Origin of the sequence: Zooshikella sp. RANM57 (genome assembly GCF_050749885.1) — a bacterium.
GTDB lineage: Bacteria > Pseudomonadota > Gammaproteobacteria > Pseudomonadales > Zooshikellaceae > Zooshikella.
This window is the reverse complement of the sequence record NZ_JBOIUB010000013.1, coordinates 66,708-92,013: the sequence shown is the minus strand read 5'-3', so window position 1 is coordinate 92,013 and position 25,306 is coordinate 66,708. Positions and strand designations below refer to the sequence as shown.

The window sequence follows — 25,306 nt, the reverse complement described above, 5'->3', positions numbered from 1 at the left end:
ACCGTTTTTTAGACTTCGTTACCCAACCCAGAGCGTATTCCAACTACCCAATAGTTGGAATACATCTCAACCCGGAAAAATCATACTGTTTTATTATCCCGCACACTGGATGGTTGAATCAGTGTACTGATGCTTCTCTCCATTCACTAAAATAGACAAACCCTATCTACAGCACTTGTCCTATTAATAATTCTTTTGAGTATTTACCTGATGAACATCGTCCAACCAGGCTTAATACTATACCTTTCATTAAGGGTATCGATGTCTTAACAATAATGGACTTTCAGCTTTAGGCGGTTTAGTAAACCTAAATACCTTAGCTTATCGTATCGCTGAGATTTATATGATAAGCAGTTTGTATAGTGAGTGCGGAGTAAGACACTTTCCGTTTGAGTGTGTCATAATCTGAATTGTTTTTATTAATTGAGAGAAAGGTAATTCATGGAAACTATCTTTCAGCGTATTGCGGAAGAACTCGATGTTCGTCAAGTGCAAGTTGCTGCAGCGGTAGAGTTACTTGATGGTGGCGCTACTGTTCCTTTTATAGCCCGTTACCGGAAAGAAGTAACAGGTGGTCTTTCAGATACCGACTTACGTAACCTGGAAGAGCGGCTGCGCTACCTCAGGGAGCTGGAAGAACGACGTGACACAATACTTAATAGCATTAAAGAACAAGACAAACTCACCCCCGAACTAGAACAAGCCATTCATCAGGCCGATACCAAAACACGACTTGAAGATTTGTACCTGCCTTATAAACCCAAGCGTCGTACCAAAGCACAAATTGCTAAAGAAGCAGGATTAGAGCCACTTGCCGACTTACTCTTCAACGAACCAGAAACCTCACCTGAACAAGCCGCCGAGTCATTTATTAATGCCGATCAAGGTGTAGCGGATACCAAAGCAGCACTTGATGGCGCTAAATTTATTCTCATGGAGCGCTTCAGCGAAAATGCTGAGCTGCTAGGTAAACTTAGAGAGTTTTTATGGGAAGAAGGTGACCTGTCTTCAACCGTGGTTACCGGAAAAGAAGCTGAAGGCGCCAAGTTCCAAGACTACTTTGCACATCGTGAAGCCATCAAAAAAGTACCTTCTCACCGAGCACTGGCTATTTTTAGAGGACGCAACGAAGGTATCTTACAAGCAGTTATTGCTGTGGGAGAGGAACAGGAACGTGGAACTTCTCACCCCTGTGAGCACATGATTGCAGATTTCTGGAAAATCACTGACGAGCAACGTCCTGCAGACAAGTGGTTACAAGAAGTCGTACGTTGGACCTGGCGTGTTAAACTCCTAAGTCAGTTAGAGGGTGAACTCCTCACTCGTTTACGTGAAGCCTCAGAAGAAGATGCCATTGCCGTTTTTGCGCACAATCTAAAAGACCTACTGCTAGCGGCTCCTGCTGGACAACGATCTACCATTGGCCTTGACCCAGGCTTACGGACAGGAGTCAAAGTGGCAGTGGTTGATAACACAGGGAAACTCGTTGAGCACACGACCATTTTTCCCCACGCCCCTCAAAATGACTGGGATAAATCAGTTGCAATAGTTGCCGCTCTCTGTCAAAAGCACAATGTTGAGTTAATCAGCATTGGCAATGGTACAGCCTCCAGAGAAACAGACAAATTAGCGGGTGAAGTGATTAAAAAATACCCCTCGCTTAAAGTAACCAAAATTATGGTCAGTGAAGCAGGTGCTTCTGTTTATTCTGCTTCTGAGCTCGCCGCAAAAGAGTTTCCTGATCTCGATGTTTCGTTCCGTGGTGCTGTTTCAATTGCCAGAAGACTGCAAGATCCACTGGCAGAATTGGTAAAAATAGAGCCTAAATCCATCGGAGTGGGCCAATATCAGCACGATGTGAGTCAAACGCGTTTAGCGCGATCATTGGATGCTGTGGTTGAAGACTGTGTAAACGCAGTAGGCGTTGATGTGAATATGGCATCGTCTCAGTTATTGCAACGTATCTCCGGACTCAATCAAACGATTGCCAACAATATTGTCACTTTTAGAAATGAGTTTGGTGCATTCAAAAATAGAAAAGACCTGAAAAAAGTGCCTCGCCTGGGTGAAAAAACATTTGAGCAAGCCGCCGGGTTCTTGCGTATTATGAATGGCAATAACCCATTAGATGCTTCCAGTGTGCACCCTGAAGCTTACCCTGTCGTCACATCCATTGCTGAACTGAATCAGCGTGACATACGCAACATCATTGGTGATAGCTCCTTTTTGAAAACATTGGATCCGGCCAAGTTTACGGATGAGCATTTTGGTATACCAACCGTCACCGATATCATCAAAGAACTTGAAAAGCCTGGACGTGACCCTCGTCCAGAGTTTAAAACCGCAACCTTTAAAGAAGGTGTTGAAAAACTCGCTGATCTTAAACCCAACATGACACTGGAAGGTGTTGTTACTAATGTCACAAATTTTGGTGCATTTGTTGATATTGGTGTTCACCAGGATGGGCTAGTCCATATCTCGGCCTTGTCTGACACCTTTGTTAAAGACCCTCGCGATGTGGTGAAAGCTGGCGATATCGTTAAAGTCAAAGTACTGGAAGTTGATATTCCACGTAAGCGCATTGGTCTAACAATGCGTATGTCAGATACCGCAGAAGACTTTAAAGCCCAAAAAGATCAACCGCGCGCAGAGCGAAAATCTGCAGGCAGTGATAAAAAAAGGCGGACAGCCAATACTCCCAACAAACCGACTGGCGGGACCTTCGCCGACCTTTTTGCTAATGCAAAAAGCCTTAAAAAGAAATAATCACTCTTTTGGTCTCTGGAAATTTCCAGAGGCCATACTGATGCCCTTCGCTATTAATTCCTTCTTCAGCTACAACATGATTATAATTCCCTCCACTGCGGCAATATCTCATGGTTATACTTTTCAAAGAGTATCCATGTTACTTATATGGATTTAACCTTGATAAACAAGGTAAAAATGCTGATAACGTTCGCATATAACACTATATAGGGGTATACCTTAGTATAAGGCGACTTGTAGTGATGAAAACTCATCCCCATATAGTGTTCTCCACTCACCTGATTAGCTTAAGGAAGCGTTGTTTTGGCTAATTTAGCAGACCGGCTTAAGTTGTTAAGCCAGCCGGTGAACCGCCAACTGCTCAAAGCAACACGGCGCGGCATAGAAAAAGAAAGTTTACGAATCACCTCTGATGGTTTCTTAGCTCAGACCCCTCATCCACAGCAGCTGGGTTCTAAGCTAACTCACCCCTATATCACAACAGACTATTCAGAAGCGCTACTGGAATTTATTACACCCGCCTTTACGGATATTGATACTACCCTTGGGTTTCAACATGATTTGCATCGCTTTACCTTGCAACATTTAGAAAATGAGTTGCTCTGGGTAAACAGTATGCCGTGTATTTTAACGGGAGATGAAAATATACCCATTGCCTATTATGGTGAATCCAACATAGGTAAAATGAAGTATATCTATCGTGAAGGCTTAGCCCACCGCTATGGTAAAGCAATGCAAACCATCGCAGGCATTCATTATAACTTTTCTCTGGCGCCTGAAATCTGGTCGCTGTTAAGTGACTATGAGCAAACAAGCTCAAACATAGCCCATCAAAACGATTTACAGTCTAACTGCTATTTAAATCTCATTCGTAACTTCCGTCGCTTAAGCTGGTTATTAATGTATTTATTTGGCGCATCACCCGCTGTATGCCGCTCCTTTTTCAGCCATACCAATCATCAACTACAAGACTTTGATGATTACACCGTTTATTTACCTTATGCGACTTCTCTACGCATGAGTGACTTGGGTTATCAAAATAATGCCCAGTCAGGCTTGAATATTTGTTACAACACACTGCCAACATATATTGAGTCCCTTGAACACGCCATTCAAACCCCCTTTCCAGCCTATGAGAAAATTGGACTCACTAAAGATGGTCACTATTTGCAGCTCAATACCAATATCCTGCAAATTGAAAATGAATACTACAATGCGATTCGTCCCAAGCGTACGACCCAATCAGGCGAACGCCCTGCCAGAGCATTACAGGCAAGAGGTATTGAATATATTGAAGTGCGCTGCCTGGATTTAAACCCATTTGATCCTATTGGGATAAGTGCTTCTCAAGCTGCATTTATGGATGTGTTTTTAACCTATTGCGCTTTAGCTGAAAGCCCCGCTATCACGGCCCCTGAATGTGAGGCAATCAATCATAACTTCACACGTGTCGTATTAGAGGGAAGAAAGCCAGGACTTCAGCTACAGAAGCTAGGAAAATCAACCACATTAACTGACTGGGCCAAAGAAATTATTGCTTTATTGATGCCCATTGCTGTGCTACTGGATGATGCGCATGACTCAAATAATCATCAAGAAAGCTTGAAGCTAGAACTGCAAAAAATTGAAAATCCAGAACTAACGCCCTCTGGACAATTGCTTAGCTCGCTATCAGAGCATCAATGCAGTTTCAGTGAGTACACCTTGATTCAATCCAAACAGCACGCTGAAACTTTCAAACATGCCCCATTAACACCAGGTAATCAGAAAGAATTACAAATGCTTGTCAATAAATCACTTCAACAGCAAGCAGAAATTGAAGCGGCTCCTCAGGAACCATTTGAAACTTTCTTAGCTAAATATTACACATAAGTAATTCCATACGTTGCAGGTATATATCCTCCTAAAGATGTATACTTGCAACCCAAACATCTATGGTCTAGCGCTGAACCACTATATTTTTAAATAGCAAATCTTCAACTAAAGGCTCACCAACTTCCTCTTTGAAAAAAGCCTGTACATGTTGTAAAGCAACTTTACGTAGTTTTTCTTTTCCGGCAACCGTATCAACATCATCTATTTTTTGTTCACTGAGCAACAGTACTAACAAATCACGTACTGCATCAATATGTTTATTGACTTTAGCCTTAGCCACTTCTCCAGTAATTTTGAAAGCAATATCTGCTTTTAGATACTGCATGCGTTTTGTTTTACTTGAGAGATTAACGATGATGGGAGGACTGACATCAAGGTAACTCACTTGAGGTACTTCTTCTTCTGCATACAAAAGTGTATTGAAACATTGACCCATAATAAAAGTGATAAAAGCCAAATACCTAAACCGATAAGCAATTCCTTGTCTCATATGCATTCCTCTTCATCGATCATCTGACCTCCCTGCACTATCCATTACGATATTGCGAAGTAAGTGATAAAATGCCTTTAAACAGGCCAATTTATACCCAAAATACAAATTGACAAGAATAAACATTACCAATAACACAGGCATTTTTGAGAATAACTTCTGATTGTCTGTTTGAAAAAATGCTAGGAAGCTACAGGTTGCAATATATGTATAAGCCTTTTGGAATGAAGAATAAAGTTCCACCATTGAACAATTTTAGCAGCTAATAGACTAAAAAAAGAATGTTCACACAAATGTGTCCTTGGTGTTATTTTTCATGCATAAATCCATTATGACCTTAGTCAATCGTTTGTAGTATATCGATCGTTACAGGTATATTTGTTGGAACAACTGACTTACTGTATTCAATATTATGTAAATGATTATTGACTAACTTTCTCGGCAGGAGACTATTCATGGGCTTACCACAATCTCGCCCTTTATTCTTTTTAGCGTTTCTGACCTGTGCAGGCCTTATTGGGGGAGCCTTGTTTTTTCAGCATGGCTTGGGGCTTGAGCCTTGTCCTCTATGTATCGTTCAACGTATTATTTTCATCACCCTTGGCGTGGTCTGTTTATTAGCCAGCATTCATAACCCTGGTAATACAGGCTACCGAATTTATGCTGGACTCTCTGCTTTAATTGCAGGTACCGGAATTGGTATCGCTAGCCGACAAGTATGGCTACAAAGCTTACCTCCTGATCAAGTACCAGAATGTGCCCCACCACTCGATGTGTTAATCGATATGTTGCCATGGCAAGAGCTGTTAACTGTTATGTTTACAGGGACTGGGGACTGTGCAGAAGTTCAGTGGACATTTCTTGGCTTGAGTATTCCTGGCTGGTCACTGGTTGCATTTATTGGTTTCTTTTGCTTCGCTATGATTGAACTATTCCGTCAACGTCCTAAACGTATGTTTACCTAAGTACACTTAAGGTACTGTGTGTTCATCAATATATAGCGATTAATGACCATTTCCAAACTTAAGGGCATCACTAAACAATCGTCATTTATTAAAACATGAAAGGCTATTCATGACGGTACATCACAGCAAAATGAAAAAAGAAAAACAATGTTATCTACTAATATAACTGCTGTGAAAAAGAATATTTTTAGATGTTCCCTTAAGTACCAAACTACTCACTATCCTTCACAGGAGGGGAAAGTTAGCGCGTTACAACCAACAAAAAACGTATTTTTTCTTGAATAATCATAGCCCTTAGCCAGACATAATCTGCTTAATCGCACTCCAAAACCTATTACTCCTGCCTATAGTGCATTTCATTTTTTTCTGTGTAAGCCAAGCCTTATCACTGTTTTTTTGCCATCGCATCAATCATTATCACTTACAATACTGTCTTATTATTAGTAATACTCAATCATAAAGCGACAAAATGTAATAAGTAGATAGAACCTTATCCTCTTCTGATACAAGCAAGCGCATGACTATTGCTTTAAATAATTATTGCACTTGCTGCTTTCCCGCCTCTGGCCTAATCTACCGATAAAAAACAAACTTCATCACATATGTAAATAAGTATGTAGTAACATAGCATCATCGCACACGCTAAATAGCATTCGCGAAGGGTGTAAAACTTAAAAAAAAGTGAATGGTATGTATAAGGGGAAAATGAATGCTTGAAGGTTGTCATAACGCTAAAGAGCGCTGGGGTGGAGTGTCTGAAATCATTGACCGATGGTTAAATGAACGACAGGAACTCATCGTTTTATATTGTGATATCAATGGTCTTAATGGTAACAAGGATAAGAAGAAGCACGTTAAGTACGATGAACTCCAATCACTTTGCCAACTAATGATGGACTATGTCTCTGCTGGACACTTTGAAGTCTATGAGCAGCTGCTAAGAGAAGGAAAAGAGTTTGATGATGGTGGTATTGAAGTCGCCAAACAACTCTATCCACTTATTCAAAAAACAACAGAGGTATGCCTGCACTTTAATGATAAGTACGACAGTCAGGCTAGCTGTGAATCCATGCAAGACAAAGTACGTGAAGACCTTTCTCAGCTTGGTCAAGCTATGGAAGAACGATTTACTTATGAGGATCAGTTAATCGAGGTTCTTCATAATGCACATAAAGAGCTACTCTCTGAATAACCTTTATCGCTTGTCATGCTTATGCTTCGGATAGCGGGGTTTTAATTTTTAAAGCTCCGTATTCCCTTTCCCCAAGGGCCATGCGAGCCCTTCTACTTATACTCATGCTGAAATTTTCTTAGTCTTGACTCTGAAGCATACTTCAGGCTCTATGCTTAGGGCGTGGAGGCAATTTATGGAAACAAGTCTTAGTATTGGCACACTTGCTAAAGAATGCGGGCTGACTGTAGAGGCTATCCGGTATTACGAAAAACAGGGGTTAATGCCAAAGCCTCAGCGAACGGATTCAGGCTACCGCTTTTACAAAACCACAGATATTGACCGTTTAAGCTTTATTTTACGATTAAAGCGTTTGGGTTTTTCTCTCAAAGAAATTAGGGAACTCCTTTTACTTAAATCTGCACCTGAAAAAAATCACCAACAAATTCACCAGTTAGCAGAAGAAAAATTGGTAGATATCGAACACCGAATCAAAGATATGCTCCGTGTCCGCCATGACTTATTAACACTACTAAAGAGCTGCTCAAAAACACACCAGGAGTCAGCATGTCCCATACTCAACGCACCTAACTCACTACCCAAGGATTTACAGTCATGACAGCATTTATAGAAAATATTATTACGCTCACCAATGCTGCATCCCCCTGGCTACTCCTTGGCCTGGTACTTGCCGGACTAATGAAAACCTGGCTACCTCAGCAACATTTACAACGCTGGCTTGGTAAGCCTGGTCTAACCGCTATTATACGTGCCGCTATTATTGGCGCGCCCTTACCTTTGTGCTCTTGCGGTGTTGTACCCGTTGCGATGGAACTACGCCGAAAAGGAGCCTCCAAAGGCGCAACTTTATCATTTTTAGTTTCTACTCCTGAAAATGGCGTAGATTCTATTACCTTAAGTTATGGGATGTTAGGCCCTTTTATGGCCATCATTCGTCCAATCTACGGTATTTTTTTAGCGCTATTGACAGGTCTCTTAGGTGAAAAACTCACTGAAAAAGAGACTCAGCCAGTGACTCATTCGCCCTCTGGTGGATGTTGTAAAGGACATAGTAAACCCCAAACAAAAACAACCACATGGGAGGGTATACGCTATGCCATTACTCAACTGTACGATGATATGCTAGGTTGGCTGCTTATAGGCCTAATTGTTGCGGGCTTAGTGATGACATTCTTACCATCCTCCGCACTCAGTGACTGGGGACATGGGGTGTTTGCCATGTTCTTTATGTTGATTGCAGGTATACCTATGTATATTTGCGCTACCGCTTCAACGCCTCTTGCTGCAGCATTACTGCTTGCTGGAATTTCCCCTGGAACTGTACTGGTATTTTTATTAGCAGGGCCAGCGACCAATCTAGGCACCCTTGGAATTATTCGTAAAGAATTAGGTCATCGTGCTTTTTTAGGCTACATTATCGCAATTAGCCTAGGGTGTATTAGTTTTGGATTAATGACCGATTTAATTGTTGGTCAGCTCCAAATTGACATTACCGCACAAATACAGCCAGAACATGCTTTATTTCCTATTTGGTTCAATACCATGTGCAGTATTCTTTTAGTGTTACTGGCCATCAAACCTTTAAGACGACAACTGCTACCTGTCTAGTCTCTGTAAAGAAAAACTCATTACCAACCTTTATCCTGCGACTGAAGCTATATCATGCCACAAACAAGATAGCTTCAGTCATCTCCAATCTCCAAGATAAAAGCTGCTAACCTGTATTTATATCCTTAGTGAGAGAGTAACTTTCTCTATAACGCACAAATTCTTACGGCTTAGCTAACGTCTGTTTAATCATTATGTACACCTTTCCCAAACTACTCATTATGACTTTTTTTATCTTCTTAGTGGCCGGCTGTAGCCAAAAAGAAGAAAAATTTTGGGAGTTAGCCGTAGTGGGTAATTACACCAGCGCACTGTCACATAATGGTAAACTCGCCATGATTGGCTCCATCAACCACGGTGGTAGCCTTTGGCAATTCCCAGCCTATGAGCGCCGATTTAACTGGAATCATCAAGAAGGTGTTTTCAGCTTTATCGTTGCTGCCGCCTTTTCCGGAAATAATGAATTAGCCGTTACTGCAGATAACTTACAATCTCTTGTGCTCTGGTCAACTGTAACAGGTGAGCCTCAAGCATTCTGGCGTGCACCAGGAGATATCTCCAGTGTTGCATTATCAAATGCAGGAAATATTGCGCTATTAGGTTTGCTAGATAATCGCGCTATTTTATTTAATATTAAAAGCGGAGGGGTTGAACGCACTTACCTTCACGCAGATAGCGTTAATGCAGTTGCAATATCAGATGACAACATGATGGTGTTATCAGGATCAGACGACTACACCGCTAAATTATGGGACACCACAACAGGAAAGCTTATTCATAATTGGGATATGGGAAATAAAGTTGTTTCAGTGTCTTTATCAGCAAACCATCGTTTTGCATTTATGGCAGCGGCAAATAGTATTGCCCAAGTACGCGATACTAAAACGGGGGAGCTAGTGTACGATGTTAATCCCCATGCTGAGTGGATGGGGCGCGGCCCTACTCTCGCCAGTGCAATATTTTCTGATAACGAACAACTTTTATTAACAGGCACCACCAACCGTGAAATAAAACTGCATGATTTAAAACAAAAAAAAGTGATTAAACAGTGGCAAGTGAGTAGAAGACAAGCGTGGAAACCTACAGGCGTTGCTATTCAAGCGTTAGCATTTGGTCAAGATCAGTTTTACGCGCTTGGCTCTAACGGCCTGATGTATGCCTTACGCTAATCGCAAAGAAATCCACTTTATATGGTGATCCTAAGCGTTTAGTAGTGGCGATGACGACATTCTCTCACCGCCAACTACTAGTATGAACCTAATATCAAAAGGAAGTATCACGCTCAATTGCACGTGATTTATCACCCATTAACCTTTTTTAGGTTCTTCTTTCTTTTCAGCTTTCTTTTCAGCTTTCTTTTCGACTTTCTCAGGCTTTTTGATTTCTTTCAGCTCAACTTTAAAGATAAGCGTGGAGTTTGGGCTAATCTTATTAGGGATACCGCCTGGTCCATAAGCTAACTCAGAAGGAATATAAAGCTCCCAAACAGAACCTTGAGGCATTAACTGTAGTGCTTCAGTCCAACCAGGAATAACTTGATTCACACCAAATGTCGCTGGCTCACCTCGCTTATATGAGCTATCAAAAATATTTCCATCTAAGGTACGGCCTTCATAGTGAACAACAACCGTACTATCAGCCTTTGGCTTTTCACCTTCACCTTTAGTGATTACCTTATACTGTAATCCTGAGTCAGTTTTGACAACTCCATCAGCCTTAGCATTTTTGTCTAAAAATGCTTTTTCTTTCGCTAAGTTTTCTTTTGCTTCTTTTTCCATACGCTTTTGAGCACGTTCATAGCTTTCACGTTGAGCTTTTTGAATGATTTTGATCATTTCTTGCTCATCCAGCGCAGTTTTTTCATCTTTCAACACATTTGCCATTGCAGCAGACATGACATTTAAGTCCAGGTCATCATATTTAAAGTCTGCTTTCAGCCGTTGTGAAAACATAACGCCCAGACTATAGCTGAGTTTCTGCTTGTCGTTGGTTAATTTAACAGGTTCTGCAAATACCTGTGAAGCTGTTGCCAACACCAAACCGGCTGTTAATACTTTTAATTTCATGATCTTCTCATATAAGTTGGTTGAATTATGTCCTTAGCACTACGCACCCAAAAGGATACTGCAGTTTTGAGCCCCCTAGCCTTAGAAAGTTCGCCTATGGCCATTTGGGCCGATAAGTGCCAACCTTCCACTCCTATTGGCAGGCAACCAATTTAAGGGTTGACCGCATCATACCCCATCAGCCAGAAAGAAGGTATAGAGCGTTAATGAGTTGTCCACTTAATGCACAGTTATTGGATCATGCTGGTTAATACACGTTAAAATAGTAAAGTAATTCCTTAGTATTTTAGTTCCATAAATATCGACAATTATAAACCTGCATAAAGCCCGCAAAACTCAATAGTCACTTTGTGTTTAGGTTCAAAATGTATTAGCGGTATTGCTTGCTCATGCGACTCTCTGATTTTTATTGAAGAGGAAATATAAGGCGATAATATTGGCATATCTTCATCTAATAACTGATTAACCATTTCCTGAGGTAATTTTGCTCGAGGTTGAAACTGATTAACCACAATACCTTCAATACTTAGTGCAGAATTATGATCAACACGCGTTTCATTGATATTCGCAATTAAGTCATAGAGCGCTCGACGAGAAAAATCATCACAATCAAAGGGTACCAGGCAATTATCTGCCGCTATCAATGCCGATAAACTATAAAAATTAAACGCGGGTGGCGTATCTATATAGACTTCATCAAATAAGTGTTCAACACGATCAAGTGCTTCGCGTAACTTATATATCTTATGGCGGGTTTCCAGTTTATGCTGCAACTCATTCAATTGAGGAGACGAGGGTAATAATGAAAGATCTGCATATTGGGTTGTCGCAATATAAGAACGAAGATTGGCTCCGGTTAAACGAAATGTCAGACTTTCCTGAAAGAAATCAGCTATAGTAGGAAGAGATGTACTATAGTTTTTCCCAAGCAGATAAAGAGAGGAGTTACGCTGCCCATCAAGATCGATAAGTAGCGTTCGCTTACCCTGGCTGGCAGCGATAGCAGCGAGATTACACGCTATTGTGGACTTTCCAACACCTCCTTTCTGATTAAAAACTACTCGACGTTTCATAATTTAGCCTCTTTGCATGAATGGATAATATTACGTCAATTTGCCATTAATATTTTTCCTCTTGATGAATACTTCAATCAGTTACAGCACAGTGGAAAAATTACACTGATTCACATTTTGTCTTATTAAGAGTTTTCCTGGAAATATTGCAACTATTACTTAAAGTATAATGCTATTAGTATCAATATTACGCACAAAATATTTGCAAGTGTTTCCTATTTTTGCCACCATAAGGTAAATATTTTTAATTTTTCATCCTTAAGATATGGATAATTATTTTTCTCTTCGTATAATTCTTTTAAATTGATCTCTACGCTACTGTTAGATGAGGAATTAAAATGGCAGCCAAGAAAAAAGCAACGGCTCGACGAGCTGTAGCTGTTTCTGTTTCAGATATAAAACAGCAAATTCAAAAACTCGAGCAGCAATTAGCTCAAGCTCAAGAGAAAGAGCTAACTCAACTCGAGAAGCAAATAACTTCACTTCAAACCAAAGTGGAAAAAGCAAAACTAAAACAGGAGAAAGCAAAGCTTCGACAAACAACACTTTCAGCAAAACTTAAAGTCAAAAAAACTGCCGCTACAGTGCGCCAGTTAGAGAAAGCAAATGTTGACTTAGCTGTCGCTAGAGAAGAAGTTACGGTTCTCAGAGACGAACTAAGCACTGCTAAAGAAGAGCTTAAAGAGCTTAAAGAAGATATCAAGTACGCCACTAAGCGTGATAAAGTACTTGCAAAATTCGAAGCAGAAATTGCCAAAACGCAAGCCGTCAAAGAACTAAAAGCAGCTAAAACTGCAACCAAAAAACCAGGCAAACGCGGTCGTCCAGCAAAAGCTAAAACTGCGACAACAACTGCGAAAAAGCGTGGTCCAGGTCGTCCTCCTAAAGCGACAACGGCTAAAGCAGCTGCACCTAAGAAACGTGGCCCAGGTCGTCCGCCGAAAAAAGCGACAGCTGCCGCAGCAACGACAGCCGCAGCGCCTAAACGTCGTGGTCGCCCGCCTAAGAAAGCGACGACAGCAACCACTGCTCCTGCAGCAGCAACAGCCGCACCTAAGAAAAAACGTGGTCGTCCACCTAAAAAAGCAACGACTGCTGCAGCAACAACAGCCGCACCTAAAGCAACAGCACCTAAAAAGCGTGGTCGTCCACCTAAAAAGGCAACTGCAGCAACTGAAACGGCGGCAGCAACAAAAGCTAAAGCAACCAAAGGTCGTCGTGGCCGTCCACCTAAAAAAGCCACAAAAGCTACAACAGCGCCTGTAGAAGCGCCTACACAAGACTTACTGACAGATACCTCAACAACTGAAACAGTTGTTGAGTCTACAAGTCAGCAAGAACTGTTACCTGTAGAAACAACGACTCCAGATACTGTATCTGAAGCGCCAGTGACTACACCTGAAGTGTCTGATGATAAAGATTCTGATGCACCAAGAAGCATCTTTGATCCTGCCACAGACATGTAATAACGGTTTACTAAAGAAGGGCCTAAGTCCTTCTTTAATTTAAACTTTCATTGCATTCTTATACTCAATGGAGTTAATGCGCTAACCTAAGCCATTGCTCCAATTCTTTTTTTAACTTCCGATTAATTGTGGTTAACTCAGTATAATAGTTGATGTAACAATTGGTATTAATTCTAACTAACTGCTTGCTATCAGTACTGTTTAGGTAAAAATCTGCACTACAATATAGCCAATACATATAGCGATTTTCTGCCCATAGTTCTAAATGCTTTATCTGCTGTCTAAATTTATAACCCTGAGTAATTGCGCATTTTTCTACGGGTTCTTTCAAGCGCTGTCTTAAGTATCTTATTGGTTCTATTACTTGCTTACTCCAATCCTTTATGCATTGATAGACAGGATTACTTTCAGGAAGTGGGAGTACTTTATTTTTTTGAGATAACCAAACACAAAACAGCAACCAACAACAATCCAGCCCATGATCATCTTGCAACCCCAATAAAATTTTCTCTTTTTCTGGGGTATAGTAGGCCACTGCAAACGACCAAAATGAATGGTTAATTAGTGCATCAGGCATATAAACGTACACCGCTCGTATAAATACTCACAAAATAAGCTATTACCGATATAATTCTCTTAGTCATCAATGTAATGCCTTTGGCTGCCATTAACTGCCTATAATTCTTTTTGATGACAGGTATACTGGGCAACATACTCAATCATCACATAGCTAAGTTTTTATGATTCGATTACATGACATCAGTTTACAGCGTGGAAGTAAAATACTACTAACGAATACAAGTACAACCATTCATGATGGCCAAAAGGTCGCTATTACAGGTGCCAATGGTTGTGGAAAATCGTCATTATTCGCTGTTTTTAATCAGCAACTGATGATAGATAGTGGTGAATTTACCATCACCCCCAATCTGCGTATCGCGCACATGGAACAAGAAGTAACAGCTCTTGATAAAGCAGCCATAGAGTATGTGATTGATGGAGACCAACACCTACGCTCAATCCAACATCAACTGGCCGTAGCAGAACAGCAACACAATAATAATCTTATTGCTCACTTACACAGCGAACTTGAAAAAATTGATGGTTACACAGCACATCATCGTGCAGCGCAGTTACTTCATGGCTTAGGCTTTAATACTCAGCAAGAACAGCTACCTGTTACTCATTTCTCAGGGGGCTGGCGAATACGCCTCAATCTGGCACAAGCCCTTATGAAACCTTCTGATCTATTATTATTAGATGAGCCCACCAACCACCTTGATCTTGATGCTATTCTTTGGCTCGAACAGTGGCTAAAAAGCTACCGGGGTACACTGATTATAATTTCCCATGACCGAGATTTTCTGGATAATGTGGTTAATCAGCTTATTCATATTGAACATCAAAAACTCAACACCTACCGAGGTAACTATAGCCAATTTGAAGTATTACGTAGTGAGCAGCTTGCCCACCAACAATCAATGTTTGAAAAACAACAAACACAGCGTGCCCATATTGAAAGCTTTATTGCACGTTTTCGAGCGAAGGCCACAAAAGCCAAACAAGTACAAAGCCGGATTAAAGCCTTAGAGCGTCTTGAAAATATTGCACCCGCGCATGTTGATTCACCTTTTACGTTCACCTTCCCCTCTTCTGAAAAAATGTCAGACCCTCTGCTGCAGCTTCAAGACTGCACCTTAGGGTACGCAGACCACACTATTCTGCAAAATGTAAAACTTAATATTCACCCAGGTGACGCTATTGGACTATTAGGGCCAAATGGTGCAGGAAAATCAACATTACTTAAAAGTCTGGCAGGAATCCTAAGCACACCTAAAGGTGAAAGAATTTGTGGCGAACATTTAAAAATAGGTTATTTTGCGCAACATCAATTAGAGTTTTTAGATAATAATGCGAGCCCCACACTACACCTACAACGGTTGTCGCCCAATGCATCAGAGCAAAGCATACGAAATTTTTTAGGTTCCTTTGACTTTCGTGGTGATTTAGCCTTTGACCCCATTACCCACTTTTCTGGAGGAGAGAAAGCCCGCTTGGCTTTAGCGATTATTGCCTGGCAAAAACCCAATTTATTACTACTTGATGAGCCTACTAACCATCTTGACCTGGAAATGCGCCAAGCACTAACTGTGGCATTACAAGCATTTACTGGCGCATTAGTTGTGGTTTCTCATGACCGACACTTATTACGCAACTGTGTTGATCAACTGTTGCTCGTTGCCAATAATCAAGTGAAAGAGTACGAAGGTGATCTGGACGATTATGCGCAATGGTTAAACCAAGAAAAGCAACCCTCTGCGCAACAGTCTGATAGTTCCGCAATAAATCAAACCGCACAAGCCTCTCAATCCAAAAAAGATCAACGACGCAAAAAAGCCGAAATTCGCCAACAGCTTCGTCCTCTGACGTCAAAAATCAAACAACAAGAGCAAGCACTAGAGCAGCTGTTAACTAAACTGGATACCATCGCCAACCAATTAAATGACAATGAAATCTACAGTGATGGTAAAAAAGAGCAGTTAAAACAACTACTGACTGAACAGCGCACAATAAAAAAACAGCAAGAAGAAACCGAAGAACAATTACTGATAAACATGGCAGAGCTTGAAACACTTGAAGAGGCGCTCAACGATGCAGGCTAATTGAAATAAACACGAAAACCTAGGAGGGAATGATAGCAGCGTTAGAGTGATGTTTTGCCAATGGTTTTAAGGGGAAAACCATCCCTGGTCAGTGATGTATATGATTAATACCTCATTAACAACTCAAATTGACATTATTCCTGGACTATCATTATGGATAGTGGGTTTAGCGGCGGATTGTGTTAACACCGATAGCATATGATCCGCCATTTTTTGCAACTGCCATTCAGGTTGGCGGGTACTCCCCATAATGCGTAGTCCCCATGACCCTGTCATCAAGAATTTCGCTAATTCATCTGCTGGTTGATGCTCAGCTACCTCACCACATGTTTGAGATTGCTTAATTTTATCCGCAAAGCGGCCTTCCATATCATTAAAATAATCCATCACACGTTGGTGTATTTCATTATCGTGTGGTGCTACCTCTAACATCGTATTAATCAGAAAACACCCTTTACTCTCTTCATCTTCAACAATTTTAAGTATTAACTGCGAAAAATAATACCGAATTGTATTTAATGGTGACTGGTCAGCAGAAAGACAGCGTTGTAACTCTGAAATACAGCGGTCTGCATACCGATCTAGCGTTGCGATAAATAATCCTCGCTTACTTTTAAAGGCTGCATATAAACTACCGGGTTTAAGCTTCGTTGCTTCTACTAAGTTAGCAACAGACGTGGCACTATACCCTGTATTCCAGAATAACTGCAAAGCCTGCTCTAACACTTCATTGCGGTCAAATTCGATGGGTCTGCCCATTTCTCCCCCTTCTCTTCATCAAAGGATCACATTAAACAAAATGTATTAGCGAATTCTCGCTATAAAGGACCAACGTGTGCTCCAAACAAGCAGCTACGTCCTTGATAGCAATGGAGGGATACATGTTGATTTGCCACATCACACAACAACTGACGACTCACTGAGGAATGTTAACAACGTTGAATCATTTTACTGATTCACGATTAATCCTCATCAACCACACAGCTATTGATGAAATCACTTTTACTAGACAAAACTTTTTTCTTACAAAAAATTATTTCTGCACCCGCAGGGTAATTATGTCGAAATTTATCAGCAGTCATGCAGTCAGCTCACTAAGCGGCGTACTTAATTCCGACATAATCATCCTTCGCCCATACCACCTGTCCAGTAATTGTTTTCCATTTTTGGTTGAGATGAATTAACTGCCCCATACGTAATGGTTGCTTGCAGCTAACACCTGCACCACCGGTGCTTTGATTGACAATGAGGCACTGCGTTTTTTCTTGCCCCACATCCAGCTCAGCAGGCTCATAGCAAGCAATACGGGGCGACTGGCGACGTTCATGAGATAAATACTCTAAGTCCCCTACATCAAGTGCTTTTAGCAAATTTTCTGGACGATAGCTTTCATTTATTCGCATCACCTCTGCAACACTTGGGTGCACAGATTCGTTAACGGCTGGCAATAAATCATTGGCTACCCGCTGGCGTTCACCAATAGCACGCCTTCCTCGACGATGGCTCAAGGCGTCAATCATTTTATAAGGAAATGAATAGTTATTTGGAATAATAATCTGCTCAAAATTACTTTCTTGTTCTATTTGATGTGTATTCGCAAGAATTTGAGCAACATATTCAGCATTAAATTGTAAACCACAATCACCTGCTTCCCCCATCATCCATAATAAAGTTTGGTCTGATAGATAGTTTTGCTCATAACCACCACCGATATTAGAGTGCACCCCAGAAAACCACACTTGCTGGATATCTTGATACTGCGCAAGTTCTGCACTGGTGTTTACCCATAAATCCGGTGTAAATGCGCCTCGACATTCATCAATGGCCAAGGCTTGTCGGGCTGTTTGAATATAATGACCTAACTTTACATCAAAAAAACCTACCCAACGTTGAGATAGTTTTTGTAAGAGTGGGGTGGGTGCCCCCATCGCGCCCACGCTATCCCATACGCCTAGAAAACGAATACAAAAGTTATCTGTACTTTTTTCTCTTAACGATAAATAAAACTCATGCTCAGGGGATAAATAACGTTGTTCAGGTGACATTCGGTAATAACGGTAAGCACGAGGTAATAAGTCAAGGTCTTTAGGTGAAATAAGGCCAATAAGTCCCATAAAGCCACATAATGCTCTAATCGTATAGGCACCCCGGCTAAATCCAAAGCAATATATCTCATCCCCTAGCTGATAGTTATTGGCTAAAAAACGATAGGCCTGCAAAATATTGGCTGAAATACCATAGCCTGTCGCCCCGCCCAAATATTTTTCCAATATACCTTCTGTGCCAATACCAGGATCATAATAGGAAATTTGTGGCGTTTGGAGACAAAAGTCTGGCCCTGAAAAAGCAATGGGCTGAACAGCTCGCATTAACTTAACAACGTTCGTGGTACAAATTCGTTTAGTTCTCTCATCAACTTGATCAGGACTGTTCCATGTACCATCGCAAAAAATTATCAAACGCTTTTTCATGAATTTGCCCTTAACAGGAAATGATGAAGACCCTGTTCATCCGGTAAGATCATCAATCCTGATTACAATGAAAGCAAAATAAACAACTATTCCAAGATACAGCCATCACTGCATTAATCTGTCTTATTTATTACATATAGTTTAAGGATTATTCTTTTGCTGCTTTTTAATAAAAATTTACACTTCGTTCAATTTAAACCTGGCAAGCTACTAAGATGCAAAACAAACGCCAAAAAGTAGAACGATAAATTATTGAATGAGCATTTTTAATTGCTTTATTCATATAGTTTCCCATTTATCAAAACATTATTTGACTTTGTCAGAATTGCCCATAGCAAAATCTAAATGGTCTAACTTTAAAATAAATAATAAATAAAGGGCAAAGGTCCATGCAAAATAAGGGATTTACGATAATAGAAGTCATGGTTGGATTAGCTATTGCCGCTATTTTAACAACCATTGCCTACCCAAGCTTTATATCATTGATTGTTGAAAACCAACTTGCTGCAGGCTCAAATAGCTTTGTGGGCAGTATTGCTGTTGCACGCAGTGAAGCCATAAAGCGGGGCCAGGCTGTCCGACTGGAAGCTTTAGATGCATCGGATAATAGTAATGAATGGGGACCTGGCTGGCGAATTATTGTAGTAGCCGATAGTGAGCTAATTCGAGAATACGAAGCCTTAGATAACAACGCTACGCTCAACAGCGTAGGGAATAATGGCAGTTATACATTTAATTCCAGAGGTTTTATAACTACCACCAGCGACACCCTTAATTTATGCCATAGCTCGGGCAATGGTAGTCGCCAAATTCAATTATTACGTTCAGGGAGTACAAGTTTAATCAAAGGAGCTGGATGCACACCATGAATATATTCATTAAGTCAGCCGCACAACGTGGCGTAGGGATGATTGAGTTATTAGTTGCTGTCTTTATTTTATCCATTGGTTTGCTGGGAATGGCAGGATTACAGGCCGTCAGCTTAAAAAATAATAATGATTCATTAAATCGTAGTTACGCAACATTTTTAAGCTCCAGCATCATTGATCGCATAAGAGCTAACCCTACAGGTAGCTATGCTACAGACTTTAGTGATGCACCACCTGTAAAAGCAGATAGTTGCGAAGGCAGTTCAAGTAATTGCAACAATGCTCAACTTGCTCAATATGATTTAGCGACGTGGAAATGTTCCTTAGGTGGACATAACGATGACAGTAACTGTACTGGAGAACCTGCAGGCTTATTAAATAGTGGTCAAGGTAATATCACTGTTACTGGCACCGAATATACCATCACTATCCGTTGGACTGAACGTCTTGACGCAGAAGGTTCTCCTGTGATTACCAGCTTTGTAACGAGGACACAATTATGAAAAAACAGCAAGGCTTCACTGTCATTGAACTCATGATTGCCATGCTGTTAGGGTTATTTTTAATGGGTGGCATTATCAGTATTTTTAACAGTAATCAACAAACATTTCGTATGCTAAATGGACTTTCCACCCTTCAAGATAATGCACGTTTTGCTTTTGATACCATCTCTGAAGATGTTCGTATGGCAGGCTATATGGGCTGTCTTTCCAGTATCAATGATGTCAATTATTTAAATACTCTTAACCCTTCAACATCTGATTATATCTTTGACTTAAGTACTGGGCTGACAGGCTATGAAGCATCAGGGTCAACCTGGAAACCAACTCCAGAAAGCTATGTAACCGATTTAAACCCACAGAAAGGATCCGATATTCTTGTTATTCGACGTGTTGAGGATAATGGTGCCAGCCTCACTCAAGCGATGCCCTTTCCTTCTGCTGACTTAAAGTCAGAAGCCACAACACCTATTGCAGATGGTGAAGTTATTTTAGTGAGTGACTGCAGTAAAGCGACTATTTTTCAAGTTACCAATATTACCACGATTGTAGATGATACCGAATATAACGTTGTGCATAATTCAGGAACATCTGAATCACCAGGCAATGCACAAAAAGAATTAACTAATGATGGATCAACCTACGACGAAGATGCATCTGTCTATAAATTCAGAACAGCCGTGTATTATATTGCCCCCTCTGCATTTCCTAATAGTAGGGGTAATACCGTGCTCTCCCTCTGGCGAAGAGAAAGCCTGGATGTACCTGAAGAATTAATTCGCGGTGTAGAAAATCTATCTATCTTATATGGAGAAGATCTAGATAGCTCTGGTGTACCCAACCGTTATGTTGCAGCCAGCAGCGTGGGGGATATGAATCGTGTTGTTGCTGTAAATATCAGTTTAAGTGTTAATACTGTTGATGAGGTCAGTCAAGACAACAACCTTATTACCCGGACATTTAATACCACCATTAAAATTAGAAATCGTGGAGTCTAATACGCCATGGACACACATAAAAAGGCTTTTCATACTCCCTCAAAAAAACGTCATCAAACTATAACCCAGCAACAATATAACCTAAATAAAAAAAACCTTTCGCACATGCGCAAAGCTTATAACAAACAACAAGGTATTGTTTTAGTCATCAGTCTGGTCATTTTATTACTACTTTCCATTGTTGGCATTAATGCCATGATGACCACTTCATTAGATGAAAAAATGAGTGCTAATTTAAAAGACCATAATACAGCATTTCAAGCGGCTGAAGCGGCTTTAAGAGAAGGCGAGGAAACAGTTGATGCATTGGTAACGCTCAGTGTCTTTAATAATGACGGTGATGAAGGTATGTATTCTTTAGCAGCGGCTAAAGACTCACCCTGGAAAACCATTGATTGGAGTACATCCAGCAAACTTCGCACACTTTCCACCACAATGGCCGGGTTAGCGGATCAACCTAAATACATTATTGAACACTTTACCTCTGTGACTTCTGAAGAAGAAGAACTCAATTTAATGAATGTTGGTGAATCTACGGGTTCAGGTGCAACTGAAGTATTCCGAATCACTGCACGTGGTGTTGGTACCTCAGCAGGATCACAAGTCATTCTGCAAACCACTTTTGCTAAACGGATCTAAATACGCTCTTGGTAATAGGCAGGGTCGCAATGAGTAGCAGACACAACTTTCAGACAAAATGGTTAAGCCTATGTATAGCTTCCATCGTATCAAGCCATGCGACAGCAGGTGTCCTTGATATTGCAGAGCATGCACTGGAAATCTCGATTGGGGCTGAACCCAATATTGTCATTTTATTAGATGACTCCGGTAGCATGGACTGGGAGGTAATGACCACCGACCAAACCAATGGAGGCCTCTTCACGGGTCAACAGCGTGATGGTACCAATACGGGCGTTGGCCCTGTAAAGCACCGTGATTCCAATGATGATGGTACCGCAGATTGTAACTTTAGTAGTGGTACATTTTTTGGCTATACCTACAGTGTTGAGTTTGGTTCAAATACCTATAGCGACGACGGCAATGACTGTAATACTGCGGATGATCAATCCTGGCGTTTTAGAAATAGTAATTTTAACGCCCTTTACTTTGACCCTACCCGAGAGTACAAACCCTGGCCAGGTGTAGATAGTAATGGAGACCCACTGACAAACATTGATATTACTAATGCCCCCGATAACCCTTACAACCCTGCAGAATATATCGATTTAACACAGCATAACTCAAACTGGGATGGCGGTACCGATCGAGATACTTCAGACCGCAATGGCGATGGTCAACCTGATGGCTTCCGCTATTACACTTGGACTGACAGTAATAGTAATGGTTTGTTTGATAACGGTGAGCAAACAGAGTTCTATATAAAAAATGCTGATGCTGCAACCAAGCAAAATTTTGCTAACTGGTTTAGTTATTACCGCTCCAGAGACTTAGTTGCTAAAGGCGCATTAGGCTTTGTCATTGATGAGCTGAGCAATGCCCGAGTGGGTTTTGCCACCATTAATGACAGCAATAATAGTATTGAAGTTGCCTCTATGAATGCATCTTCAAGCTCAGGTAATAAAAAAGCTTTATTAGATAAAATTTATGGTTCCCCTGTGCCCGCACTCGGTACACCTATACGCCAAAACCTGGAACTGGTAGGAAAATACTTTGAGTGTTTAAGTGGAAATATTTTTGATGCCGATGGTTCTTATACATGCCCACTGTTAGCAGCCCCGATAGGTACTTGCCAACAAAACTATGCCTTATTAATGACCGATGGATTTTATAACGGTAGTGATCCATCTGTAGGCAACGCAGATGCAAATACGACGAATGCATTTGATGGTGGTGCGTTTGCTGATTCAGCATCCAATACGCTGGCCGATGTTGCCATGCATTACTATAAGCGGGATCTTTCAACAACATTAGATAACAATGTACCCGCCACAACAAATGACGCTGACCGCTCTACCTTATCTGAAGGTGATAGCATGCATCAGCGTATGAACTTGTACACTGTTAGCTTTGGGGTCACAGGTTCAATATCAAGTATGCCAACAGACTTTACAACACCTTTTACCTGGCCTGCTACAGACACCAATGAAGGTATCGTCGATGATTTATTGCATGCTGCATACAATGGTCGCGGAGAGTACTTTAGTGCTGGTGATCCAGAAAAACTAGCATCAGGATTAAGTGAAGTTTTCAAAAAGATTCAAGCAGAATCCGGTGCAGCCAGTGCTGTCGCTTTTAACACGCAAAATATTGAGTCAAACACACTACTGTTTCGTGCTTTCTATAATCCACGTTACGATAATGGTGATGTCGTTGCACAAAAAATTAATACGGATGGATCAATCAGCGACCTAATTACTTGGTCTGCTGCATCAAAACTGGATGAAAAAATAGCAGCTGATGGGCGTGTCATCATTACTTATGATAAAGCTAATGCGACAGGTGTCGCCTTTAATTATGACAGCGGCCTAACCACCGCTCAAAAAACTGCATTAGAGTCCCCTGCCCCAACCTCACTACCCAGTGGCTATGGTGATGGAGATAGTGTCATTGGTGATGAAAGAGTGAGTTACTTACGTGGCAGTCAAACATTAGAGGGTGAAAATTTTGATACGGGCCAGTTCCGTGAGCGTTTCTCTGATTCAGGCCGACTCGGAGATATTATCCACTCAACGCCAACCTTTGTTGGTCCTCCCAGTTTTATTCGTCGAGACTCTGAACCTTATCCAACAGCAACGGGAAGCTTATATTCTGAATTTGCAGAAGGTAAAGTCACACGAACAGAGATGGTTTATGTAGGCGCCAATGACGGTATGCTCCATGGACTAAATGCAAATACCGGCGAAGAAGTTTTTGCCTACATTCCAGATATTCTATTTGATAAATTGGGTGAATTAACTAACCCTAATTATGTTCATCAAATGTACGTTGATGAAAAAGTCAGCGTCAACGATGCTTTTACGGCGGTCACCGACGGAGGGGCACCCGCTTGGGCATCTGTATTGGTTGGTGCGCTAGGAGCAGGTGGAGAGGGTTACTTTGCCTTAAATATTACCGAGCCAAGTAACTTCAGCACAGAAACATCAGCTTCAAATCAAGTGATGTGGGAATTTACCAATGCTGATGACAGTGACCTCGGCTTATCATTTAGTCGCCCCATTATCGCAATGACCAATACAGAGTATGCCAGTGGAGAAAAACGTTGGGCGGCTATTTTTGGTAACGGCTACAACAGCACGAGTACTGATGGAGACGCTGCGCTCTATGTTGTCTTTCTCGATGGAGGATTAGATGGTGTGTGGACTGCAGGCACTGACTATATCAAGATATCCACAGGCAAAGGTAAAGTAGAAAGCAGCGATGGTACTACACCCAATGGTTTAGGTATTCCTCGTGCTATTGATCTCGATTCTAATGGCACAGTTGATTACATCTATGTCGGCGATCTTCAGGGCAATCTTTACCGCTTTGATTTAACATCAACAGCAACAACAGATTGGAGTGATAGTGCGAGTCAACAGATTCTTTTTACGGCTACCTATAGTGATAGCAGCATCCAGCCCTTAATTGGTCAACCCATCGCTGTTCGTAACCCTAATGGTACAGGTTTAATTGTGATTGCAGGGACAGGTAGCTGGTTTCTAAATTCTGATGTTTCTTCAACAGCAATACAAAGCCTCTACGGTATTTGGGATACTCTTAAACCTAGTACCACCTACCCAGTCCCTCGTAGTGACTTAGTCGAACAATCGTTTACTAATATCGCGGGTACTGTAGAAGGGACAGTGGTCCGCACTCTCACAGATAATCTCGTGACTTATAAAGAAACAGGAACAAAGGTCATGGGTTGGTACATTGACTTTGATGTATTAACCGCAGGTAGTACTACAGATATTGAGTTTCCTGGAGAGCGTCCAGTTCGACAATTACTCATCAGAGATGGCATCTTATTTACCAACACAGTCATTCCAAGCACTAATTTATACTGCACCTCAGGACCTGGTGGCTTTCAGATAGCTATAAGTCCAGTCAGTGGTGGCGTCGGACGCCTCACCCCTATTTTTGATATTAATAGTGATGGTTCATTTGACGCAGAAGATAATGTGCCCGTGACTGATACAGTGGTGTCAGGTACACGGTTTGAAGGTGCGACGCCATCAGACTCATCCTTCATTGGTGATTTCTTGGTAACTCAATTAAGCGATAAGTCCATAGAAATCATTAAAACAGATACCAGCGACTCTGCCACTGGTCGTTTATCGTGGCGACAAATCTTTCTAGAGTAA

The 25,306-nt window shown here is 41.2% G+C and carries 20 protein-coding genes; 14 read left to right on the top strand and 6 right to left on the bottom strand.

Annotation, left to right across the window (positions count from 1 at the left end; all coding sequences use genetic code 11):
- Positions 1-441 precede the first annotated feature (441 nt).
- Both ACQ96U_RS22030 and gshA read left to right on the top strand, forming a co-directional pair.
- The gene (locus tag ACQ96U_RS22030) at positions 442-2,766 is read left to right on the top strand and encodes a Tex family protein (protein WP_431723432.1); all 2,325 of its coding nucleotides are present in this window, start codon (positions 442-444) and stop codon (positions 2,764-2,766) included.
- Positions 2,767-3,069: 303 nt separating this feature from the next.
- Entirely contained in the window at positions 3,070-4,638 is a 1,569-nt protein-coding gene (gene gshA / locus ACQ96U_RS22025; RefSeq protein WP_431723431.1) for a glutamate--cysteine ligase, read from the top strand.
- 67 nt (positions 4,639-4,705) lie between these two features.
- Here gshA and ACQ96U_RS22020 read toward each other — a convergent pair whose 3' ends face one another.
- Positions 4,706-5,131: a flagellar basal body-associated FliL family protein gene (locus ACQ96U_RS22020; RefSeq protein ID WP_431723430.1), complete on the bottom strand. Its 426-nt coding sequence runs from the start codon at positions 5,129-5,131 to the stop codon at positions 4,706-4,708.
- Positions 5,132-5,586: 455 nt separating this feature from the next.
- Here ACQ96U_RS22020 and ACQ96U_RS22015 point away from each other — a divergent pair, with 455 nt between their 5' ends.
- The 5 genes from ACQ96U_RS22015 (at position 5,587) to ACQ96U_RS21995 (ending at position 10,065) form a co-directional block, all read left to right on the top strand.
- Positions 5,587-6,096, top strand: a complete 510-nt coding sequence (locus tag ACQ96U_RS22015) for a disulfide bond formation protein B (protein WP_431723429.1) — start codon at positions 5,587-5,589, stop codon at positions 6,094-6,096.
- A gap of 709 nt (positions 6,097-6,805) precedes the next feature.
- Positions 6,806-7,288, top strand: coding sequence for a sigma D regulator (gene rsd, locus ACQ96U_RS22010; RefSeq protein ID WP_431723428.1), 483 nt, complete (start codon positions 6,806-6,808; stop codon positions 7,286-7,288).
- A gap of 175 nt (positions 7,289-7,463) precedes the next feature.
- Entirely contained in the window at positions 7,464-7,886 is a 423-nt protein-coding gene (locus ACQ96U_RS22005; RefSeq protein ID WP_431723427.1) for a heavy metal-responsive transcriptional regulator, read from the top strand.
- A complete protein-coding gene (locus tag ACQ96U_RS22000; protein ID WP_431723426.1) occupies positions 7,883-8,896 on the top strand; it encodes an SO_0444 family Cu/Zn efflux transporter in 1,014 nt (337 codons plus the stop codon). Before ACQ96U_RS22005 ends, ACQ96U_RS22000 begins: the two co-directional genes overlap by 4 nt.
- A gap of 221 nt (positions 8,897-9,117) precedes the next feature.
- Positions 9,118-10,065: a WD40 repeat domain-containing protein gene (locus tag ACQ96U_RS21995; RefSeq protein ID WP_431723425.1), complete on the top strand. Its 948-nt coding sequence runs from the start codon at positions 9,118-9,120 to the stop codon at positions 10,063-10,065.
- 138 nt (positions 10,066-10,203) lie between these two features.
- On the opposite strand, the gene ACQ96U_RS21990 is transcribed toward ACQ96U_RS21995, so the two are convergent.
- Positions 10,204-10,962 (bottom strand): FKBP-type peptidyl-prolyl cis-trans isomerase, encoded by a 759-nt coding sequence (locus ACQ96U_RS21990; protein WP_431723424.1) that lies wholly within the window; start codon positions 10,960-10,962, stop codon positions 10,204-10,206.
- 308 nt (positions 10,963-11,270) lie between these two features.
- On the bottom strand, positions 11,271-12,035 hold the full coding sequence (locus ACQ96U_RS21985; RefSeq protein ID WP_431723423.1) for a ParA family protein: 765 nt from the start codon (positions 12,033-12,035) through the stop codon (positions 11,271-11,273).
- A 338-nt stretch (positions 12,036-12,373) separates the two neighbouring features.
- Between ACQ96U_RS21985 and ACQ96U_RS21980 the strand changes: the two genes are divergently transcribed.
- Positions 12,374-13,501 carry a hypothetical protein gene (locus ACQ96U_RS21980; RefSeq protein WP_431723422.1) on the top strand — a complete coding sequence of 376 codons (1,128 nt, stop codon included), beginning with the start codon at positions 12,374-12,376 and terminating at the stop codon, positions 13,499-13,501.
- 73 nt (positions 13,502-13,574) lie between these two features.
- Here ACQ96U_RS21980 and ACQ96U_RS21975 read toward each other — a convergent pair whose 3' ends face one another.
- On the bottom strand, positions 13,575-14,078 hold the full coding sequence (locus tag ACQ96U_RS21975) for a TIGR02444 family protein (protein WP_431723421.1): 504 nt from the start codon (positions 14,076-14,078) through the stop codon (positions 13,575-13,577).
- A gap of 163 nt (positions 14,079-14,241) precedes the next feature.
- Between ACQ96U_RS21975 and ACQ96U_RS21970 the strand changes: the two genes are divergently transcribed.
- The gene (locus ACQ96U_RS21970) at positions 14,242-16,164 is read left to right on the top strand and encodes an ATP-binding cassette domain-containing protein (protein WP_431723420.1); all 1,923 of its coding nucleotides are present in this window, start codon (positions 14,242-14,244) and stop codon (positions 16,162-16,164) included.
- A 123-nt stretch (positions 16,165-16,287) separates the two neighbouring features.
- On the opposite strand, the gene ACQ96U_RS21965 is transcribed toward ACQ96U_RS21970, so the two are convergent.
- Together ACQ96U_RS21965 and ACQ96U_RS21960 are read right to left on the bottom strand one after the other, a co-directional pair.
- Positions 16,288-16,923: a TetR/AcrR family transcriptional regulator gene (locus ACQ96U_RS21965; RefSeq protein ID WP_431723419.1), complete on the bottom strand. Its 636-nt coding sequence runs from the start codon at positions 16,921-16,923 to the stop codon at positions 16,288-16,290.
- Positions 16,924-17,258: 335 nt separating this feature from the next.
- Positions 17,259-18,635, bottom strand: coding sequence for a phospholipase effector Tle1 domain-containing protein (locus tag ACQ96U_RS21960; RefSeq protein ID WP_431723418.1), 1,377 nt, complete (start codon positions 18,633-18,635; stop codon positions 17,259-17,261).
- A gap of 389 nt (positions 18,636-19,024) precedes the next feature.
- Here ACQ96U_RS21960 and ACQ96U_RS21955 point away from each other — a divergent pair, with 389 nt between their 5' ends.
- From ACQ96U_RS21955 to ACQ96U_RS21935, 5 genes are read left to right on the top strand one after another with little or no spacing between them, the layout of a single operon-like run.
- Positions 19,025-19,504, top strand: coding sequence for a GspH/FimT family pseudopilin (locus tag ACQ96U_RS21955; RefSeq protein WP_431723417.1), 480 nt, complete (start codon positions 19,025-19,027; stop codon positions 19,502-19,504).
- Entirely contained in the window at positions 19,501-20,007 is a 507-nt protein-coding gene (pilV, locus tag ACQ96U_RS21950; protein ID WP_431723416.1) for a type IV pilus modification protein PilV, read from the top strand. Before ACQ96U_RS21955 ends, pilV begins: the two co-directional genes overlap by 4 nt.
- A complete protein-coding gene (locus ACQ96U_RS21945) occupies positions 20,004-21,002 on the top strand; it encodes a PilW family protein (RefSeq protein WP_431723415.1) in 999 nt (332 codons plus the stop codon). The genes pilV and ACQ96U_RS21945 overlap by 4 nt, the downstream gene beginning before the upstream one ends.
- Positions 21,003-21,008: 6 nt before the next feature.
- Entirely contained in the window at positions 21,009-21,641 is a 633-nt protein-coding gene (locus ACQ96U_RS21940) for a pilus assembly PilX family protein (protein ID WP_431723414.1), read from the top strand.
- A 29-nt stretch (positions 21,642-21,670) separates the two neighbouring features.
- Complete coding sequence (locus ACQ96U_RS21935; RefSeq protein ID WP_431723413.1) at positions 21,671-25,306, top strand: pilus assembly protein; 3,636 nt, start codon at positions 21,671-21,673, stop codon at positions 25,304-25,306.

Excerpts from the sequence above, each read along its gene's own strand:
- ACQ96U_RS22030 (WP_431723432.1), top strand. The coding sequence starts at position 442 with ATGGAAACTATCTTTCAGCGTATTGCGGAAGAACTCGATGTTCGTCAA.
- ACQ96U_RS22020 (WP_431723430.1), bottom strand. The coding sequence starts at position 5,131 with ATGAGACAAGGAATTGCTTATCGGTTTAGGTATTTGGCTTTTATCACT.
- ACQ96U_RS22015 (WP_431723429.1), top strand. The coding sequence starts at position 5,587 with ATGGGCTTACCACAATCTCGCCCTTTATTCTTTTTAGCGTTTCTGACC.
- rsd (WP_431723428.1), top strand. The coding sequence starts at position 6,806 with ATGCTTGAAGGTTGTCATAACGCTAAAGAGCGCTGGGGTGGAGTGTCT.
- ACQ96U_RS22005 (WP_431723427.1), top strand. The coding sequence starts at position 7,464 with ATGGAAACAAGTCTTAGTATTGGCACACTTGCTAAAGAATGCGGGCTG.
- ACQ96U_RS22000 (WP_431723426.1), top strand. The coding sequence starts at position 7,883 with ATGACAGCATTTATAGAAAATATTATTACGCTCACCAATGCTGCATCC.
- ACQ96U_RS21995 (WP_431723425.1), top strand. The coding sequence starts at position 9,118 with ATGACTTTTTTTATCTTCTTAGTGGCCGGCTGTAGCCAAAAAGAAGAA.
- ACQ96U_RS21990 (WP_431723424.1), bottom strand. The coding sequence starts at position 10,962 with ATGAAATTAAAAGTATTAACAGCCGGTTTGGTGTTGGCAACAGCTTCA.
- ACQ96U_RS21985 (WP_431723423.1), bottom strand. The coding sequence starts at position 12,035 with ATGAAACGTCGAGTAGTTTTTAATCAGAAAGGAGGTGTTGGAAAGTCC.
- ACQ96U_RS21980 (WP_431723422.1), top strand. The coding sequence starts at position 12,374 with ATGGCAGCCAAGAAAAAAGCAACGGCTCGACGAGCTGTAGCTGTTTCT.
- ACQ96U_RS21975 (WP_431723421.1), bottom strand. The coding sequence starts at position 14,078 with ATGCCTGATGCACTAATTAACCATTCATTTTGGTCGTTTGCAGTGGCC.
- ACQ96U_RS21970 (WP_431723420.1), top strand. The coding sequence starts at position 14,242 with ATGATTCGATTACATGACATCAGTTTACAGCGTGGAAGTAAAATACTA.
- ACQ96U_RS21965 (WP_431723419.1), bottom strand. The coding sequence starts at position 16,923 with ATGGGCAGACCCATCGAATTTGACCGCAATGAAGTGTTAGAGCAGGCT.
- ACQ96U_RS21960 (WP_431723418.1), bottom strand. The coding sequence starts at position 18,635 with ATGAAAAAGCGTTTGATAATTTTTTGCGATGGTACATGGAACAGTCCT.
- ACQ96U_RS21955 (WP_431723417.1), top strand. The coding sequence starts at position 19,025 with ATGCAAAATAAGGGATTTACGATAATAGAAGTCATGGTTGGATTAGCT.
- pilV (WP_431723416.1), top strand. The coding sequence starts at position 19,501 with ATGAATATATTCATTAAGTCAGCCGCACAACGTGGCGTAGGGATGATT.
- ACQ96U_RS21945 (WP_431723415.1), top strand. The coding sequence starts at position 20,004 with ATGAAAAAACAGCAAGGCTTCACTGTCATTGAACTCATGATTGCCATG.
- ACQ96U_RS21940 (WP_431723414.1), top strand. The coding sequence starts at position 21,009 with ATGGACACACATAAAAAGGCTTTTCATACTCCCTCAAAAAAACGTCAT.
- ACQ96U_RS21935 (WP_431723413.1), top strand. The coding sequence starts at position 21,671 with ATGAGTAGCAGACACAACTTTCAGACAAAATGGTTAAGCCTATGTATA.